We start from the raw sequence: 18915 nt of genomic DNA, 5'->3' as shown, positions 1-18915 counted from the left end.
ATTATTTCAAGGGGGAAGTAACACGAAATTAATTTTGTCTTCTAGCTACTGAGAATTCTTTGGTGGAACTTTAAGCAGTCTGTTCTTGTAACCAAAAGTTAACGTTTTCATAATTACTATAAAGCAACTTATATGCCAAATAATAAATTATATATTATCTGAAAATGCTTTTTTTATTTCCCCCTAATCCCTATCTCTAACTTTATACCCCTTTATAAAATAAAATAAGAATCAATAAATGTTAATTTCAATTTACTGACTCTTATTTAAAAAATATATTCATCTGTATAAAATATATACATTTGTTCCAAATCAATACACCCTACTGAATTGATTCTTGTTTTTTATCAACTCTGAAATTGTAAAAAAGTCCTGCAAGTATTAGTGCTCCTCCAATTAACTTTCCCATAGAAACATCTACCCCTGTAAAATAGTCAAGTGCTATCCCTGTGAAAAGCTGTCCAATAAAAATAAGTAGAGTAGAATATATAGTTGGAATCTTAGGAATTATGACATTTGATGCAGCTACAACTGCCACCCCAATTACTCCTCCTAGATATATCCAAAATGGAAAATGAATAAGTTCTGTAAAAGACAAATTTTTTCCATCATTTATAAATAATAATATTATTCCTGTAATTATCAAGCCTCCAAGGTAATTTATAAAAGTTCCTTGGAATACTCCAACTCTCTTTGCTAGATTAGAGTTAACTACCATAGAAAGGAGAACTAAACATCCTGATATAAATGCAAGTATTATATATATCATACTTTATACCCCCTAATATATTACCATTATAACTATTCCTGCAAGTACTATCATAAATCCTACTATTTTTTCTTTTTGGAACTTATGAACATCTAATCCGAAAAATCCAAAATGATCTATGACTACTGCAGCTAGCGACTGTCCAAATAATCCTAGAGCTAGAGTTAAAGATACGCCTAAATGCTTAAAACACACATTATTAAAAAATGTTAAAACCACTCCAATTCCACCTGCGAATAGCAAATATGTTGGAACTCCATTTTTTAAGCTGATTTTTTTCTTTTTTCCTATTAGTATGATTCCTACTGCTATAAGGCCTACAACTTGAACTATTAATACTGATAGATAATCACCTACATGAGCCGCCAAGGTTCCATTAAAGGTTACCATAACAGCAATTAAAAGACCTATAAATACAGCTGATAATTTATACACTTAAAACCCCCCTTATATTTTATCTATATTTAAAAGTTTGCGCTTAAATTTTGAAATTATTATTCATATTTAAAATAAAAACCCTATAAGAATTTCTTCTTATAGGGTGTCGATTCAAATTACTATCTTCTGAATCCTCTATTGTTGTTTTGTTGTTTTCTTGCTTTTCTGCAATCAACACATCTTTGAGGTTCATTTTCAAAACCTTTTTCTTTGTAGAAAGCTTGCTCGCCTTCAGTGAAAACGAATTCTTTTCCACAGTCTTTACATACTAAAGTCTTATCTGCCATTTCAACATTCCTCCTTTTTCAAATATTAGATTTAAAAACTGGTTATCACTATGTTCCTAAAAGAGGAAATGTTGTTAACAGTGTTAAATCTTTTTTATAGCTACTTAAATCGTACCTACTCAATAATTTTAACATACTTAAACAAAATATACAACAATTAAATTAAAATAACTTGAATCCTAATGTGAATAAAATGCGATAAAATAGTGGCATGTAAGATTACTTTGCTAACGCATATAGTATCATTGAGAAACCTTCAGTTTATTATGTAGTACTAATAGGACTTCCAAAATCAAAATGATAATTTTGCCTGGCGTAGCCACACTGTAAAGTTACTAAGTAAGTATTATTGAGTGCAACTTAAAAAACTACTATGCACTTTTAACTATTAGTTATTCACTAAAAAATTGCTTTGCAGAATACTTATATTAATAATGATAGGTAAATTGACAAAAATGTATACTAAGTATAGAATTATATAAGTTTAATCAGAAAAATATAACATTTTGGAAATTATATATAGAGGAGATAAATATGACAATGCCATTTGATAATTTAGGATTAAATTCAAGCTTAATAGAAGGACTAAAAAAAGAAGGCATAACAGAGCCAACAGATATTCAAGTAAAAGCTATACCACTAGCTCTTCAAAATAAAGACGTAATAGGTCAATCACAAACAGGAAGCGGAAAGACTCTAGCATACTTACTGCCAATATTTCAAAAGATAGATGCTAGCAAAAGAGAAATGCAGGCAATTATTTTAGCACCTACCCATGAATTGGCTATGCAAATAGATAAGCAAGTACAATCTTTAAGTGAAAACTCTGGTATGGCTGTAACTTCTGCTTCTATAATAGGTGAAGTTAATATAAAAAGACAAATTGAAAAGCTAAAAGAAAAGCCTCATATAATAGTAGGTTCTAGTGGAAGAATATTAGAGCTTATAAAAAAGAGAAAGATTAACTCTCAAACAGTTAAAACTATAGTAATAGATGAAGGTGATAGACTTCTTGACAAAAGCAACTTATCTGTAGTTAAAGATGTTATCAAAACTACTATGCGGGATAGGCAGCTTATGGTCTTCTCTGCTACTATAAATAATCAAACTTTAAGCATTGCAAATGATTTAATGAAAGAAGCTGAATTTGTAAAGGCTGAAGAAAGTGAAATGGTAAACCCTAATATTACCCATATGTACTTTCTAGCAGAGCAAAGAGATAAAATTGAAATCTTAAGAAAGCTAATAGCTGCTGTCAAACCAGAAAGGGCTATTGTTTTTATAAATAGAAATGATGAAACTGACATAACTACATCAAAGCTTAAATATAGCAAAATTAAAGCAGAAGGCATATACGGAAGCGCCTCAAAGGAAGATAGAAAAAAAGCTCTAGATAGCTTTAGAAGTGGAAAGACACAGGTTCTTGTATCCTCTGACTTATCTGCAAGAGGACTTGATATTAAGGGAGTAACTCACATTTTCAATTTAGACTTACCTGATGATCCTAAAGATTACCTTCATAGAGTAGGCAGAACAGGAAGAGCCGGTGAAACTGGAACTGCCTTATCTATAGTTACTGAAAATGAAGTTTCTCTAATTAAAAAATATGAATTTTACACTAAAACTTAATAAAAGGCTATATTTTATTGTTAACTGTAAATTGTCAATTCTTAATTGTTAATTATATAAATTTCCTACAGAAAGGAGGATTTTCATTGGAAGAATATAAAATAATCAAAGTTTTGAGCAATAATGTAATTCTAGTAAGCCATAGAAATATAAACTATATTCTAGTAGGAAAAGGCATTGGCTTTGGGAGAAAAAGCAAACAAACCTTAGAAAACTTACAGGGTATCGAATCTAGATTTATTTCCCTTGAAGGCTTAAAAACAAACGAATATTCAAGATTTTTTAATGACTTAGACCCAAAAATAATCGAACTTACTGAAAGAATCTTAAAAATGGCTTCTGAAGAGCTTACCCAAAGCTTAAACCCTAAAATTCATGCTGGACTTATAGATCATATTCAATTTACAATTAAAAGACTTAAGGATGGAATAGTTTTAGTAAACCCCTTTTTGAATGAAACAAAACTTCTATATCCCAAAGAGTATATGGTTGCAGAAAAGGCGGTAGATATTTTAAGTAAGGGACTTCAAATGGAAATCCCTGATGCTGAAATAGGCTTTTTAACCTTTCACATTTGTGGCGGCTTAAATGAAAATTCTAAAAAAGAAGCCTTAGAAAATGCCCAACTAATTACAAAAATCTCAAATTATATCTCTATAAAACTAAAGGTTAAGTTAGACCCCTCTTCCTTTGAATATACTAGGTTTATTATCCATATTAAGGGAGTGTTAAATAGAGTTAAAAATAATAAAACTATAAAAAATGATATGTTGACAGAATTAAAGGAAAAACATATAATTGAATATAAAATAGCATATGATATCTCAAAAATTATACAATATAATTTAAAGCTTTCTGTTCCAGAAGATGAAGTCGGATACATTGCTATTCATCTTATAAAATTAAATAGCTTAGTAAATAATTAGCGTGTTACTGATACGATCAGGCATGAGCTAAGATTTAGAAAAAGTATTGCATAAAATTTATCATAGAGTTTATGATAATCTTATACCTTTTCTGAGTTTTAGTTCATGCTTTTTTATTTATATAAAACTAAGGAGGAATTTAATTATGGAAAAAAAGATAATAATAACTGCTGAAAATGGACTTCATGCAAGACCTGCTGCAGCTTTAGCAAAGCTTGCTAGTAGCTTTAAATCAGATATAAGAATAAATGGAGCAAACGCTAAATCTATAATGAACTTAATGTCTTGTGGAGTAAAAAAAGGTGATGAACTAACTATAACTATATCTGGAGAAGATGAAGCAGCTGCAATGGACGCTATAACAGAATTAATTATTAATTTAAAATAGATACTATAATAAGGAGTGTTAGCTAAATGATAAAAGGAATAGCAGTATGTCCAGGGATAGCTTTAGGAAAAGCTCTAATACTTAAAGAAGAAGAGTTAATTATAGAAAAAAGAGAAATAGTTGACATAGCAGCTGAGAAAACTAAGTTCACTAATGCGCTTTTAAAATCCAAAGAGGATTTAGAGAGAATCAAAAATAAAGTATTAAAAGAGCTGGGAGAAGATAAGGCTGAGATATTTCAGGCTCACTTAATGATTTTAGAGGATCCAGAACTAGTTGATCCAACTTTAGCAAAAATAGAAACTGGATTAAATGCAGAATTTGCTTTTAGTGAAATTGCAAATCAAATGATTGATATTTTTGAGTCCATCGAAGATGAATATTTAAAAGAAAGAGCTGCTGATGTAAGAGATATCTCTAAGAGAATATTAACTTATATACTAGAAAAAGAAATGATAGATGTATCAAATCTATCTGAAAAAGTGATATTAGTGGCAGATGATTTAACACCTTCTGTTACTGCTTCCATGGATAAAGATATGATTGAAGGCTTTTTAACTAACATTGGTGGAAAGACTTCTCATACAGCTATAATGGCTAAGACACTAGAAATTCCAGCAATAGTTGGGCTTAAAGATATAACTGAAAGAGTTAAAAATGGTGATATGATAGCATTTAACGGAGGCACTGGTGAAGTTATGATTAATCCAAGTGAAGATGAAAAGAATGCTTTCAGTAACGAGAAGACTAAATTTGAAAATTTTAAAAGAGAAATGAGAGAATTAATAGGCAAAAAAAGTATAACTAAGGATGGAAAAGAACTAGAACTTGCAGGAAACATCGGAACACCTAATGATATCAAAGGATTATTAGAAAACGATGCTGAAGGAGTAGGCCTTTATAGAACAGAGTTTCTATATATGAATAGAAATGCCTTTCCAACTGAAGGTGAACAATTTGAAGCTTACAGAAAAGTATTAGAAGCTATGAAAAATAAGCCAGTAGTTATTCGTACACTTGATATTGGAGGAGACAAAAATCTAGAGTATTTGAATCTTAGCAAAGAGACAAATCCATTCCTAGGCTATAGAGCTATAAGATATTGCCTTGATAGAAAGGATATATTCAATACTCAGCTAAGAGCCTTATTAAGAGCTAGTGTATATGGAAAACTTAGAATTATGTTTCCTATGATATCAAGCCTTGAAGAACTTCTTGAAGCTAAGAAAATGCTTAACTCTGCTAAGGAAGAACTTTTAAATGAGAAAATTGAAGTATCTGATAGTATAGAAGTTGGAATGATGATTGAAGTTCCTTCTGCAGCTATAATAAGCGATCAATTAGCTAAACATGTAGACTTCTTTAGCATCGGTACTAACGACTTAATTCAATATACAACAGCTGTAGATAGAATGAATGAAAAAATAAGTTATTTATATAACCCACTAAATCCAGGTGTACTAAGACTTATAAAAATGGTTATAGACAATGCCCATAAAGAAGGTATATGGGCTGGAATGTGTGGAGAAATGGCTGGAGATCAAAAGCTTATTCCAATACTTCTTGGAATGGGATTAGATGAATTCAGCATGAGCCCTATCTCAATTCTCCCTGCTAGAAAATTAGTTTCCTCTCTATCTTTAGAAGAAGCTAAAAAGATAAGCGATAAAGTTTTAAGCTTAGGCTCTGCTAATGAAATAGATGAATTTTTAAACACAGTTAAATAATTGATGATAAATAGGTAATAAGTAAGAGGTAAAAGAAAATAGGTAAGAAGTAAGAGTGAAAAGGTAATAGTTATATTTCACCTATACTTCTTACCTCTTCACTCTTAGCTCTTACTTCTTAGCTCTTACCTACTACTTCTTACTTCCTACCTACTCCGTAAATTTAAATTTAGCTAATGCATCTGCAAGAGCTGAGTTAAATGGCTCATCATTTGCCTTCTTTTGATTTTTAAGATATCTATTAACATCCTGCTTTGAAACCTTGCTGTTATCTTTTTTCCTTCTCTCATTAAACGCAGAAAGTTTTTCTCTATATCCACAACTACATACAAATATTTGCCCTTCTCCTTCTCCACGAAGTTCAAGCTTTTTGTGACACTCTGGACATCGTGCATTGGTTATTTTAGCAACGCCTTTTCTATAACCACATTCTCTATCCTGACAAATAAGCATTTTACCTTTTTTGCCCTTAACCTCTAACATATACTTTCCACATTCAGGACACTTTGTTCTTGTAAGATTGTCATGCCTAAACTTTTCTTCACTACTTTTTATGTCTTTCACAACTTCCTCTGCATAAGTTCTCATTTCATTTATAAACTTATTCTTGTTAAGATTACCCTTTGAAATTGAAGTAAGCTTTTGTTCCCACTGTGCAGTTAAGGCTGGTGATCTTAAATCTTCTGGAACTAACTCAAGAAGCTGTTTTCCCTTTGAAGTTATAAATATATCCTTACCTCTTTTTTCAATTAGAAAAGTGTTAAATAGTTTTTCAATAATATCGGCTCTTGTAGCTACAGTTCCGAGTCCTCCAGTTTCTCCTATTGTCCTTTTTAATGCTTCACTTTCGCCACTCATGTACTTTATTGGATTTTCCATAGCTGAAAGTAGTGTTCCTTCATTAAATGGTGCTGGAGGTCTAGTTTCCCCTTTAGTTTCAGTAATAGCTGATATATTTAAAATGTCCCCTTTATTTATATTAGGAAGTATCTGCTCTTTAATATCTCCGCTTTCTTCATTGTCCTCAAAGTTATTTTCATAAACTTCCTTCCATCCTTGAGAAAGAACAATCTTTCCTTTAGCAATAAAGTTTTCTTCTCCTATTTTAGCTTTTATAGTTGTCTGTTCATATTCAAAAGGAGGATATAAAACAGCTAAAAATCTTTTAACTACTAAATCATAAATCTTTCTTTCCTTATCATTTAGTGAACTTAAAGCTACATGCTGCTCTGTTGGTATAATTGCGTGGTGATCTGATACCTTACTATTATCCACAAAGGATTTACTAGACTTTATTGGATTTTTTAAAACCTTTTGTGACAGCCTTGAATAAGGCCCTACTCCACAGGCCTTAACTCTATCCTTTAAAGTGTCCACTATATCTGAAGATATATATCTTGAATCTGTTCTTGGATAAGTAAGCACCTTATAATTTTCATAAAGTCTTTGCATTATAGATAAGGTTTCCTTTGCTGAATAGCCAAATATCTTATTAGCATCTCTTTGAAGCTCTGTTAAATCATATAATTGTGGAGCAAAGCTTTTTTTATGGACTTTACTAACTTCAACAACTTCAGCTTTCTTATTTTTAACACTTTTTAAAATGTCATCACATTTTTCCTTATTAAAAGTCTTAAAGTCATTAGTCTTACTATCCTGCCAAACTAATTTTAAATTATTAGCTACAGCTGTAATTCCGTAATAAGTTTTAGGTTTAAAGTTTTTAATCTCCTCTTCTCTTGCAGCAATCATAGCAATTGTTGGAGTCTGAACTCTTCCACAGGAAAGCTGAGCATTGTATTTACAGGTTAAAGCACGGGTAGCGTTTATTCCCACTATCCAATCTGCTTCAGCTCTAGCCACTGCAGAATCATAAAGATTTTCATATTCTCTTCCATCTTTTAATTTGCTAAATCCTTCTTTAATAGCCTTATCTGTAACTGAAGAAATCCAAAGACGTTTAATAGGTTTTCTAACATGAGCTTTTTCAATTATCCATCTTGCAACAAGTTCCCCTTCACGGCCAGCATCTGTTGCAATAACAATTTCACTTACATCATTCCTATTCATTTGACTTTTCACTACGTTAAACTGTCTTCCGCTTTGCTTTATTACCACCAACTTTAAATGTGATGGAAGCATTGGTAAATCCTCAATCCTCCAAGATTTATATCTATCCTCATAAACTTCAGGATCAGCTAGGGTAACTAAGTGTCCTAGTGCCCAAGTTACTATATATTTATCTCCCTCTAAAAATCCATTTCCACCCTTTTTACAATTTAAAACTCTAGCTAAGTCCCTTCCAACAGAAGGCTTTTCAGCTAGCACGACTGTCTTACCCATAATTATGTCAAACTCCTTTCATCTCTTGATTTTACTTAAGTAAGCTAACATTGACTATTTTATAAAGTCAATATAACCTATACTTACTCTATCAAATCCCTACATAAACATTATAAATTATAAAATTTAAAAGTCCACATTATTATAATAATCAAAAATGTAGACTTTCTTCTAAAACAATATATAATTAGTCAATGATTATACTTATTATAAATTTAGTCTAACTAAGCTTTTTTTGTTTCTCTAAATTTGAATACCCTTCTGATAATTTCTATTTTACTTCACTCAAAACTTTATCTAAAATCTTTACATCAGTAACTATATAATTAGATAAAGATAAGAGTTGACCTAATTAAATTATCTTTATTAAAATCATATAATGTAACCTAGTTTGTTTTCATCAAAAATCTGTAATATTAGTTTTATATAATACAATGAAATTAGATATTTCATGTTGTTAATAAACATATTTAATCATCATCTTTTCTAATTATTCTTATTTGCCAACTACTTTCTTTTTAGGCACAACAGCTGGAGCTAACTTCGCTGAATTGTTCTTTATATCATTAACTACTTCGTCAGCTGATATATGCTTTCTTAACCATAATTCTTGTTTTGTCTTTAGCTTATCTATAAGATAGCTGTGTTTTCTAGTAAATTCATCAAATATATCACCCCAGGTCATAACATATATTTTCTGATTACCATTTGCTTCGCTATGAACAAGATGCTGCTCTCCTAAAAATTTATGTCCCTCTATTTCCCCTTTCATGTATCCATTAGAATTAAAATGATTTCCTACAAGATAATATGTCCACTTAACATTATTAGCATTAAATCTATCAACTGATTTAATAACTCTCATATACTTTTTAACCTGTGAAAGCTGATCTTCTCCTAATGAGACTGTTGGTCTCTTAAGTTCTACTACTACATTCTCTGTCACTTTTCCCCTTCTATCTTGGCGTAACATATAAATATCCATCTCTTTATTCTTGTCCTCATGATTAATTGAAACTTTTTCACTCTTGCCTATTTCAGCTTTGATTAGTCCCATTAATGCTTGCTCAAAATCAGGCTCAGCTGCCGTTATCAAATTGTACTGTTCACCAAATAACCAATAATGATTTTCAATAACATCTTGAATATGAGGAACTTCCTTAGCAAACAGTTCCTTGTTAAACACTAATTCCTTCAATCCTTGTACGACCTTGATTCTATCCTCTACTAATTTAATCGTCCTTGTAATATTATTTAGAGATGTATATTTTAAAACATCTGATAATTCCTGTATTTCGTCTTCGTCAAGTTCAATGACTTGCTTTAATACATTAAATAATTCTGGCTTATTACTATTATCCATAATTAAATTTAATAAATGAAGTGTAATTTTCTTATTATCATCATTTAAACTTGTAAATATTTTAGGTTGTGCTGTATAAAGTGTTTCTACTAAATTATCTAATTGTTGTTTCTTGTAGTTTCCAATAATATTCGTTGTATCAAATTGTGGATATACATTTTTATCAACAAGAATATTTATATATCTATTAGATATCTTTTTTAAATACTCTTTCCTATATTTTATAAGATACTGATTTAAAGCATCTACTAAACCTTTGTATTCTTCATCACTCTTACTAGGAAATATTCCTACTTGGCCATTGATATCTAGCTTCTCAAAATTAAATTCATTAAAATATTTACTCCTAACAAAAACACTATGAAAAAATTCATCTGATTTTTTATTCAATTTTGTTGCTTCTTTATACTTTTCTTGGTTGTCTGAACCAAGAAAATAAATTCTAGAATACTCTTTTCCCAAACTCTTACTCCATTGAACAAGCTCCACATCATATTCGTTCTTTAGCTTATACTCTTTCATATCAATTTTCTTTTTTTGGATGATAAATTCTTCATAAGTAATCCTCTCTTCATCGACCCATATTTGATAATTATTCGCGTTATTCAGTTCTAAGAACCAAAAAAATTCTTCCTTTATTTTACCAACAATTTCTTCCCTAGACATTGTAATAAGCTGAGTAAATACTACCATCGTTCCACTATTATCTGTTGTTTCATCTGGTGCCTTTCCCGCATTATCGTTATAAGTATTTATGGAATCTTTATTCATTTCAATAAAATATTTATATTTTTTTTCAGTTTTGCAATAAACAGTATTCCATCTGGCCGTTTGTGCAAACGAAAAAAATGTTAATCTTCCAATTCCTTGTCTTCCATGTGGAATGGAATGATTTACTCTGCTAGCCCCACTAGCTTTTATAGATTCATTAAATGGTTGAAATTTTTGTTTTAACTCTTCAAAAGCAATACCTGTTCCATTATCACTAATACTTATCATATTTATTAGTCCAAGTTCATTAAGATGTAGTTTCAGCTTCACTACATTTGCACTTGCATCAAAACCATTCCAAATATACTCACATATTGCATCTAATGGCTTAATGTTTTTTAAATTTTTCTTTATTCCTTCCGTAGTAATAAGAATATTCTTCATTTGACCATCTCCTAATTTAGAATATTATTTTTATAATTTTTCGTATAAAAGTAATTAATCGTCTAAACAGCAGCATAAACCAATCAATTCTTTACATTCATATGTATATCTCTGCATTTCTATAAACGTCTCAAATTTTCTTAATTTTTCAGCTTTATGCTTTGTAAATGTACTTATTATTATTCCACATGTAGGATAAATATCTAATATCATTTTTAAAAAAGGTATATTTATATCATGCTCTTTTTATCAAATTACATAAAATTCTCTCATCAAATCATATTTAAATTTAGACAAAGGTTTATTTAAAAAATTTTCATCTTCATAATCAAATATAATTTTGATTATTTCTTTTTTATTTAATATATCAGAATATTGCTCTACAAAATCCTTAAGATATCCATTATTATAAATATAAGCTTTTCTAATTATATGTCTTGCAAAAGAAGACATATTTTCATACTTATCTTTTAAATGAAATGTTTCTACTGATTCTCTTATACTATTTGCGTTATTCTCATCAAAATAATCGAATATCTGAATGTTAAATTCTTCAGATAATCCATATAAATAATCGATATTAATCGATTTTGATTCTAAATTAAAATTTGTCTTAAATCGATATACATCTTGTTTATCCATATATGGGTGAAAGTGTATTTTTTCTCGCTCCCCTTTTTCATGATTGCATATCTTACATGAAGGTATAAGATTGTAAACGCATAATGCCAAATATTCATATTTTGATTTAGGAAAATAATGATCTATATCACCATTAAATCTATTAGGCTTTTTAGCCTTTTCTCCATAGTACACATCTATAAAATTTCTATTACAATATGGGCAAGAATGAATATCCAATGCATCAATAATTTTAGGTATTTGTGAATTTCTAAAATTTTTGTATCTATTAATGAAAAAATCTTTTGACTTGGTATTAATTTTCAAACCCTTCATTTTCTCGCGATATTCAAAATGCTTTTTAGGTGCTGAAAAGAAAAAATCTTTTACCTCCTTATAGTCATTTTTTTCATATTTTGAAACACTATTTTCCCAATATAAGTATTTTTTCTCATCTTTAAATATAAGTTTTTGTAAAGTAGTATCATTTTCTAATATCTCTAAAAATTCTTTCATATGCCACATGTAAAACCAATTCCAAAATATTTTTTCAATACTTTCCTTTTTCTTTTCAAGGTTAATCCCAATCATATTCAATCACCTTCTAAAATTTCTTTTATCTTATTAAGTTTTTCCTCATCAATTTCCAGTTTTATTTGTTTTACCAGATCATTCTTTAACCTATGACAATTTCCTCTTTTTTCCCTATACATATCTTCAAGTTTCTTTCTCAATGGCAGTTCACCAATAGAATCTATTAAAAATTTTTCATATTCTATATTACAGCTGTCCGATTGATTCTTAAGCTCGGTAATTAGATTAACTATTTTATTATAAGAGAATGCACCAATTGTCTTTTCTAAAATAAAGCTATCTTTTAAAATTTCATAAATGTTTGCACCAAATGTATTATGAATACTATTACTTTTTTGGGTCATAGAATATATATTAATTCTACCTTTTTTCTCCTCATCATAATCATTTTCTAAGCAATAAATATGTTCTGACATAATATCTGTTGCCATAAACGGTGAATGTGTAGACAACACTATTTGAATATTTTTATTTTTATATTTCTCCATTTCATTGCATAGAACATTAATAAAACGTCTACTCCATTCAGGATGTAAACTTTGATCAGGCTCATCTAATAATATTATTAACAATTGATCCTCTTTAGACTCTTCCACTATATCAAATATTTTTGATAACAAATTCAAAAAATTATTTTCCCCTTCAGATAAATTTAAAGTTTTTATTTTAAATCTCACTTGAATATCATTATATTGATTAAGCATATATTTATCATATGTTCGAAGTGCTTTCACTACCATTTCATCTATTTCTGAATCGCACTTAATAGATATATTTTTTTTATTGAAATAACATCCTTCTAAAGAACTTAATGCATTTAAAAAGTCTTCAATAGCTATTTGATATCTACTATCAGATTTTAGTTCAACTGAACTTTCCATTCTCGAATACAAGTATCTACTTACACAAATTAATTTATCATAATTCTTTAAGCTCTTATCCTCTTTGTAATAGTGTATTACCTTTATTAAATTTTCATATTCTTTCTTCTTATCTAATAACGATCCCAAAATAAACTTCGAATTAGATTGCTTATATTCATTTTTTTTAAAATTATTTAAAAATTTAATATGTTCATCGTCGAAAAGATTAATATTAACTGTTTCTTTGGCATCACTTAATGGCAGACTATCATTTATAATTTCACATATACCTTTTATAAATTGCTGTATAATATAACTTGATAATGTATCTAACAAGAATATTTCTTTATATTTTTTTTTATTATTCACAACTCTTATTTTTTCAATTTCTTCATCATTCTGAAATAATTTCAAACTATCTACTCTATCTGAGTTATCAATGTACAAAATTTTTTCTAAGTTGCTAATCCAACTTTCCATTTCTTCATATTTCATTCCAACTCCTAGTCTATAATCAAAATCTGGCTCAATTTCAATAGTTGATGAATCGGCACAAAAATGCAATTCTTTGCTATTATTTAAATGATTGATATATGTATATTTCATTTCATTTGTAGCTTTTAAATAATATCTTCTCTTGCATAAGTAGCCATCCCTTTCGTAATTTTCTTCATTTTTTCCTATATAGTTATATCTTATATCTATTCGTTCACTATACTTATTTGATACATAATTTACTCCTACTTTTCCACTTATACTATGTCCAAGTGGTGGGTATTCATTAAAAAAATGGTCAACAACTTCAAAAATATCATTATTTTTTTTAATAACTAAACCGATTGGAATTTTATAGAATGGATTATTAGTTTTATAAAAATTGAAGTTCGTCAAATTATTTTTAAATAGCTTTGTTATTTTATCATTTGACTCTATATCATCCATAATCTCAATGCCAAAGTAATCTCCTTGAATATGGTAAAGTATGAAATAGCTATCAATAACCTCACTTCTAGACCTACCTTTTCTTTTTATTGATTGATCACATCTATCATCTATATTCATTCCAAGTATATCTAATATTGTTGTTTTCCCCGAACCATTCTTTCCAAGTAACATGGTGATATTCTTAATACTACTAGGATATAATTTATTCATATAAGATCTTTTATTCTCAATAACCAATCTCTTATTTATAATTTCCACATGAAAATTAGGCGAAAAATTAATTTCTTTTTTTTTCAATATACCATTAAATTTTTCTATATATAAATATATAAGTTCCATACGTTCTCACACCAATCTTATTAATTTCAAATTTTCCCTATAAGCCTAGCTCTAATACCGATTCCTGAACTTCTTTATATTACTACCTGTAAATTTTAATACTGTAACATGAAGAATCAAATATTAACCTTTAACTTGTAATTATAAACATTAGATATATTACAACTTAATTATATGATTCATTGAGATCACATTTTCTAACTATTTTACACATAAAATTTTTATATATAAAATAAATTCTACAAATTATCAAAAATTCCTCTGTTTGTAACTCAGCTGAAAATATTCCCTTTAAAAAGGACAAAAGATAGAAATTGCTACCTTTACAAATTATTTTCCTATCTACAAATATAAAATATATATTTACTTCATCTATTTAACACATCTGTAAAAAATATTTCTATTCAAATTTAACATTTGAATAACTTGTATTGCAGTTATTTTTTCTTCCTTCCACTTTCTATACGTCGTTTCAAATTTGGTTGATAATTCTGTTTTTTCTATCACATTTAGCTTCTTTGTTAAATGCAATATTTATTTATTCTTTTTGTCGCTTTATGTTTGTTTAATGTTAGCGTAATATTTTATAGACAGAAAGCCAAACACCTTAAAATATAGTAAAGTGGAGGAAGCGCCTGCAATGGCAAGAGATCAAAAACATTATACTGAAGAGTTTAAGAATACTATAGTAGAGCTCTACAATTCAGAAAAAAGCCACAACCATATTCGCAATTATAATTAATTGTTTCAATAAAACAAAATTCTGTGTCTACACTAATATACTGATACCAAATATTGTAGACACAAAAAGCCGAACGCTTTAAAATAAAAAAAGGAAGTGTTTAAAATGGCAAAAGGTCAAAAACAATACACAGAAGAATCCAAAAATACAATAGTAGATCTTTATAACTCTGAAAAAAGCTTAGCAAAATTAAGCAGTAAATATGCCCTATCAAAATCAAAAATAACAGGATGGATAAAGAAAAATAACCCTGTAATAGTAGATAGTGATACAACAATAACAGCAGAAGAATACAAAACTTACTGAAGAAAAACACAAAGCTTGAAGAAGAGCTAGAAATATTAAAAAAAGCTATATGCATATTTCCAAGGAAATAACTACTATATTTGAATTCATTACTAACAACAAGAAATACCACAATATTAAGCTAATGTGTAAAATCCTAAAAGTATCTAGGAGCTCTTACTATCAATAGCTAAATAAAAAGCCAAGTAACCGAGAACTTGAGAATAATAGTATTGAAAAAGCCATTATGCAAATTCACAAAGAGAGTAAAAACATAAGATTAATGAATCTCTAAAACAGTTAGGAATAGTAATTAGTATAAAAAGAACTCAAAGATTGATGAAGAAATTAGGGGTAAATTATATAATAATAAAAAAGTATAGACCATCATCATCTAAAAGTAAGATAACCGAGCAAAAAAACCTCTTAAAAAGAGAGTTCAATGCTACTAATATTTTATCCTCTCGAAGTAATATAACTTATATTAATACAAATCTTTATTCTTTAAAACTTTGACTTGATGACTACCCTAATAGGACATTTGTCCTTTTTTTATTTTATCACTTATTTTATACTAATTATATAAACAGAGTTCTAAGCTTCATAGGGAGCTTTTACTCCCTCTAAAGCTTATTAACAGAATTCTTAGGAGTTTCACTCCTTAGAAGTCGTTATCCTTTAGGGGAAATCGTTATCCAGGGACGTAGCCGCTCTTTACTCCCACTTTGAAGAAAAGCAGAGAGTCCAAATCTTCGATCTGGTGCGAATCGCTTTCACAGAGCGCGATGGGCGTATTAGAGCGGGTAGTCATCGGATAAGCAATAAACCATATTTTAAGAGGTTGGTGTAAAATATGAAAAAAATTTTTGACCACAAATTGCTAACTTCATATATAGAAACATACAGCTTAAACTCTATTTTTAAAGAAAAAATTTTAGGTTACATGGAGCTTTTTAAATTTGATAAAGGCGAATTAATCTGCACTAAAGACAGTGAAATTGATTATATGTATTTTCTCGTAGAAGGAAAAATTAAGGTATCCACTTTACATGATAACGGTAAATCCATTCTTTTAAGATTCAATAAGCCTTTAAGCATATTTGGAGACATAGAATTTTTAACAGATTACAAAGTCCAGTGTAACGCAGAGGCTCAAAGCCAAGCTCTATTGATAGGCATAAAAATGGATATTCTTAGAACCTATGCCTACGAAGATACTAAGTTTCTTCAATTTATAATAAAAAATTTAAGTGAAAAATTATATGTAATTTCAAATTCTACTTCAATAAATCTTTCTTATAATCTAGAAAATAGACTTGCCAGCTATATAATATCTGTAATTGACGATGAAAATAACCTAACTAACAAGGAAGTAGATTTTTCTAAACCCACAGAAATAGCATCTCTCCTTGGTACTAGTTATAGACATCTTAACAGGGTAATACAGGAACTTGTGTCTAAAGGCATCATTGAGAAGAATAAAAAAATAATTACTATAAAAAATTTTGAAAAACTAAAGGAATTATCTGATGGTAATATTTACGAAAATTAAATCTTTAAGTAAGGCTATGTTTTAAAAGATTATTGATGATCTATAATATCTAAAATAATTCTAAATATAGGAGGGTAACAATGATAGGAGTACTATTTTCCATTCTTGCAGGAGTTTTTATAAGTTTACAGGGAGTTTTTAACACTCGTGTTAGTGATAAAATCGGTCTATGGGAGACCACAACTATAGTCCATGCTATTGGATTTGTTTTTGCTCTAATTGTTATGTTTATTTATGGAAATGGGAATATGAAGAAATTAGATGAAGTGAATAAGCTTTATCTTTTAGGTGGAATTTTCGGAGTTATAATAGTCTTTAGTGTCATAAAAGGAATTTCACTACTAGGAGCAACTTTTTCAGTTTCAATACTGCTTATTACTCAACTGATAATCGCAACTATAATTGACTGCCTTGGCTTATTTAGCAGCCCTCAAATTAAGTTTGATTTTACAAAACCTCTAGGAGTTTTGGTGATGATAGTTGGAATAATTATATTCAAGTCTAGAGGATAACATAAAAAACTGCTTTCGCCACTTTTTGCTTATAGAACCACACTACTCATTATAAACTTTATAACAAGTGTTAATTTAATAGAGATTTGTATTTATCTATATCATCAAATCCATTTCCAAAACTAAAAGGGGTATCATCCTCGCTGACATTTTTCATTTTGATTGAGTTTCCATTATTTAATTTTTTTATAACTATCTCAAAAGAATTATCATTATTTAATGTGATTTCAAAGCTTTGCTTACTACTTTTAATTCTGTATGAATTGGTATCAAATTTTTCGAAAGTTCCTCTATCAACTTCTCTATTATCGATCCATTCAACAAAACTATTATCTTTTTCTCGAATTAACATTTGAATATGATATCCATTCACTTCACTCTGATAAAATCCTTTAAAAGTAGGATTTTCGAATATAGATCTCAATAATATAAAAGTAATTATTATTGATAATATAATAATTATTGATTTTTTCAAAACAATAACCTCCTAAAAACTACTTCATATATCACCTTTAATATTATTCATACTTTTTCAACTTATGTTATAATTAGGATATTAAAAAAGGGGGGTAGATTATATTGAACGACTTTTTATCAAAGATACGAACTTTGTTATGGGTTTTATTGATAATCTTATTAGGATGCTTTGCTCTTTGGTTAGTTTTCTTTATACCTGCTTTCTTTAGCAAATTCTTAAGCGATACTATATCATTTGCCATCTTCGGTTTAGCTCTATTTTTTATCTTTTATTATTTCATGTTTAGAAGAAAGAAGGTAAATACAACTAGCAAAGACATAATAAAAAAAGAACTATTAAAAGAAGAAATATTTAATAACCTTAAGAATAAACGCTAGTGCCATCTTCTAGTTTCTTAGCAGCTATAATCTCTGCAATTTTTTCCAGTTCTTTTCTATTTTTATTAATAAAAACATTCCTAACTTTAAAGCTTCCTTCAGCAGTATAAAAAACTGCTTTTTTTTCTTCAAAGGATATTCTATTTACCTGATTATACTTAATTGCTTTTGAGCCAATAATAAAACTTCTATCCCCTATGATAACTGATTGATTTTTTAAGCTAGTATTTAACAATAAATGAAGTAAGATAAACACAGCCATTGGAACAATATTTTCGTTAGTAAAATAGTAGATTTCAACTGCAGCTAAACTAATAAATATTATGAGTTCAATTATTTTATATCTTTTTTCAATTGACGATTTAAATATTATCTTTTCATATAATTTTATTGCCCCTCTTGGAAAAACATATGCATATTCAGTTGCCAAAACTAAAGCAGTACCTAAAATAACAGGTAATGTAGATTTTGTATCAGAAACTTTTACAAAAAACGGCATTAAAATAATACCTGTTACAAAATACGCAACTTTGTAATAATACTCATATTTATAATTCATGTCTCTTCCTCCTAAAAATTATA

Annotated in this window: 17 protein-coding genes; 8 read left to right on the top strand and 9 right to left on the bottom strand. The window is 28.6% G+C overall.

The genetic code is table 11. The features are described from left to right. Window positions 1–322 precede the first annotated feature (322 nt). From ACWW38_RS13975 to ACWW38_RS13965, 3 genes are all read right to left on the bottom strand, one after another. Entirely contained in the window at window positions 323–769 is a 447-nt protein-coding gene (locus ACWW38_RS13975; protein WP_456258137.1) for a DMT family transporter, read from the bottom strand. A gap of 12 nt (window positions 770–781) precedes the next feature. After that, on the bottom strand, window positions 782–1204 hold the full coding sequence (locus tag ACWW38_RS13970; RefSeq protein WP_456258136.1) for a DMT family transporter: 423 nt from the start codon (window positions 1202–1204) through the stop codon (window positions 782–784). 122 nt (window positions 1205–1326) lie between these two features. Further along, window positions 1327–1494, bottom strand: a complete 168-nt coding sequence (locus ACWW38_RS13965; protein WP_456258135.1) for a zinc-ribbon domain-containing protein — start codon at window positions 1492–1494, stop codon at window positions 1327–1329. 534 nt (window positions 1495–2028) lie between these two features. Here ACWW38_RS13965 and ACWW38_RS13960 point away from each other — a divergent pair. The 4 genes from ACWW38_RS13960 (at window position 2029) to ptsP (ending at window position 6164) form a co-directional block, all read left to right on the top strand. Then, window positions 2029–3123, top strand: coding sequence for a DEAD/DEAH box helicase (locus ACWW38_RS13960; protein ID WP_456258134.1), 1095 nt, complete (start codon window positions 2029–2031; stop codon window positions 3121–3123). 86 nt (window positions 3124–3209) lie between these two features. Beyond that, window positions 3210–4049, top strand: a complete 840-nt coding sequence (locus ACWW38_RS13955) for a PRD domain-containing protein (protein WP_456258133.1) — start codon at window positions 3210–3212, stop codon at window positions 4047–4049. 145 nt (window positions 4050–4194) lie between these two features. Then, window positions 4195–4437, top strand: a complete 243-nt coding sequence (locus ACWW38_RS13950; RefSeq protein ID WP_456258132.1) for an HPr family phosphocarrier protein — start codon at window positions 4195–4197, stop codon at window positions 4435–4437. A gap of 26 nt (window positions 4438–4463) precedes the next feature. Next, complete coding sequence (ptsP, locus tag ACWW38_RS13945) at window positions 4464–6164, top strand: phosphoenolpyruvate--protein phosphotransferase (RefSeq protein WP_456258131.1); 1701 nt, start codon at window positions 4464–4466, stop codon at window positions 6162–6164. 150 nt (window positions 6165–6314) lie between these two features. Here the strand turns inward: ptsP and ACWW38_RS13940 are convergent, their stop codons facing one another. From ACWW38_RS13940 to ACWW38_RS13925, 4 genes are all read right to left on the bottom strand, one after another. Further along, window positions 6315–8507, bottom strand: coding sequence for a DNA topoisomerase III (locus ACWW38_RS13940; protein ID WP_456258130.1), 2193 nt, complete (start codon window positions 8505–8507; stop codon window positions 6315–6317). A gap of 496 nt (window positions 8508–9003) precedes the next feature. Further along, a complete protein-coding gene (locus ACWW38_RS13935) occupies window positions 9004–11025 on the bottom strand; it encodes an ATP-binding protein (protein WP_456258129.1) in 2022 nt (673 codons plus the stop codon). A gap of 249 nt (window positions 11026–11274) precedes the next feature. Continuing rightward, window positions 11275–12237, bottom strand: a complete 963-nt coding sequence (locus ACWW38_RS13930; protein WP_456258128.1) for an HNH endonuclease — start codon at window positions 12235–12237, stop codon at window positions 11275–11277. Window positions 12238–12239: 2 nt separating this feature from the next. After that, on the bottom strand, window positions 12240–14387 hold the full coding sequence (locus tag ACWW38_RS13925) for an AAA family ATPase (RefSeq protein WP_456258127.1): 2148 nt from the start codon (window positions 14385–14387) through the stop codon (window positions 12240–12242). 847 nt (window positions 14388–15234) lie between these two features. Between ACWW38_RS13925 and ACWW38_RS13920 the strand changes: the two genes are divergently transcribed. From ACWW38_RS13920 to ACWW38_RS13910, 3 genes are all read left to right on the top strand, one after another. Continuing rightward, window positions 15235–15435, top strand: coding sequence for a hypothetical protein (locus ACWW38_RS13920; RefSeq protein ID WP_456258126.1), 201 nt, complete (start codon window positions 15235–15237; stop codon window positions 15433–15435). Window positions 15436–16267: 832 nt separating this feature from the next. Beyond that, window positions 16268–16966, top strand: coding sequence for a Crp/Fnr family transcriptional regulator (locus ACWW38_RS13915; RefSeq protein WP_456258125.1), 699 nt, complete (start codon window positions 16268–16270; stop codon window positions 16964–16966). A gap of 80 nt (window positions 16967–17046) precedes the next feature. Next, window positions 17047–17478 carry a DMT family transporter gene (locus ACWW38_RS13910; RefSeq protein ID WP_456258124.1) on the top strand — a complete coding sequence of 144 codons (432 nt, stop codon included), beginning with the start codon at window positions 17047–17049 and terminating at the stop codon, window positions 17476–17478. 70 nt (window positions 17479–17548) lie between these two features. Here ACWW38_RS13910 and ACWW38_RS13905 read toward each other — a convergent pair whose 3' ends face one another. Beyond that, window positions 17549–17953, bottom strand: a complete 405-nt coding sequence (locus ACWW38_RS13905) for a hypothetical protein (protein ID WP_456258123.1) — start codon at window positions 17951–17953, stop codon at window positions 17549–17551. Window positions 17954–18057: 104 nt separating this feature from the next. Between ACWW38_RS13905 and ACWW38_RS13900 the strand changes: the two genes are divergently transcribed. Beyond that, window positions 18058–18333 (top strand): hypothetical protein, encoded by a 276-nt coding sequence (locus ACWW38_RS13900; RefSeq protein WP_456258122.1) that lies wholly within the window; start codon window positions 18058–18060, stop codon window positions 18331–18333. Here ACWW38_RS13900 and ACWW38_RS13895 read toward each other — a convergent pair. Beyond that, complete coding sequence (locus tag ACWW38_RS13895) at window positions 18317–18892, bottom strand: hypothetical protein (protein WP_456258121.1); 576 nt, start codon at window positions 18890–18892, stop codon at window positions 18317–18319. The two genes, ACWW38_RS13900 and ACWW38_RS13895, sit on opposite strands and share 17 nt — an antisense overlap. Window positions 18893–18915 lie beyond the last annotated feature (23 nt).

It is taken from the genome of Clostridium sp. JNZ J1-5 (assembly GCF_053901425.1).
Note: the sequence above shows the minus strand (reverse complement) of the source record. Positions and strands in the feature narration are given on the sequence as shown.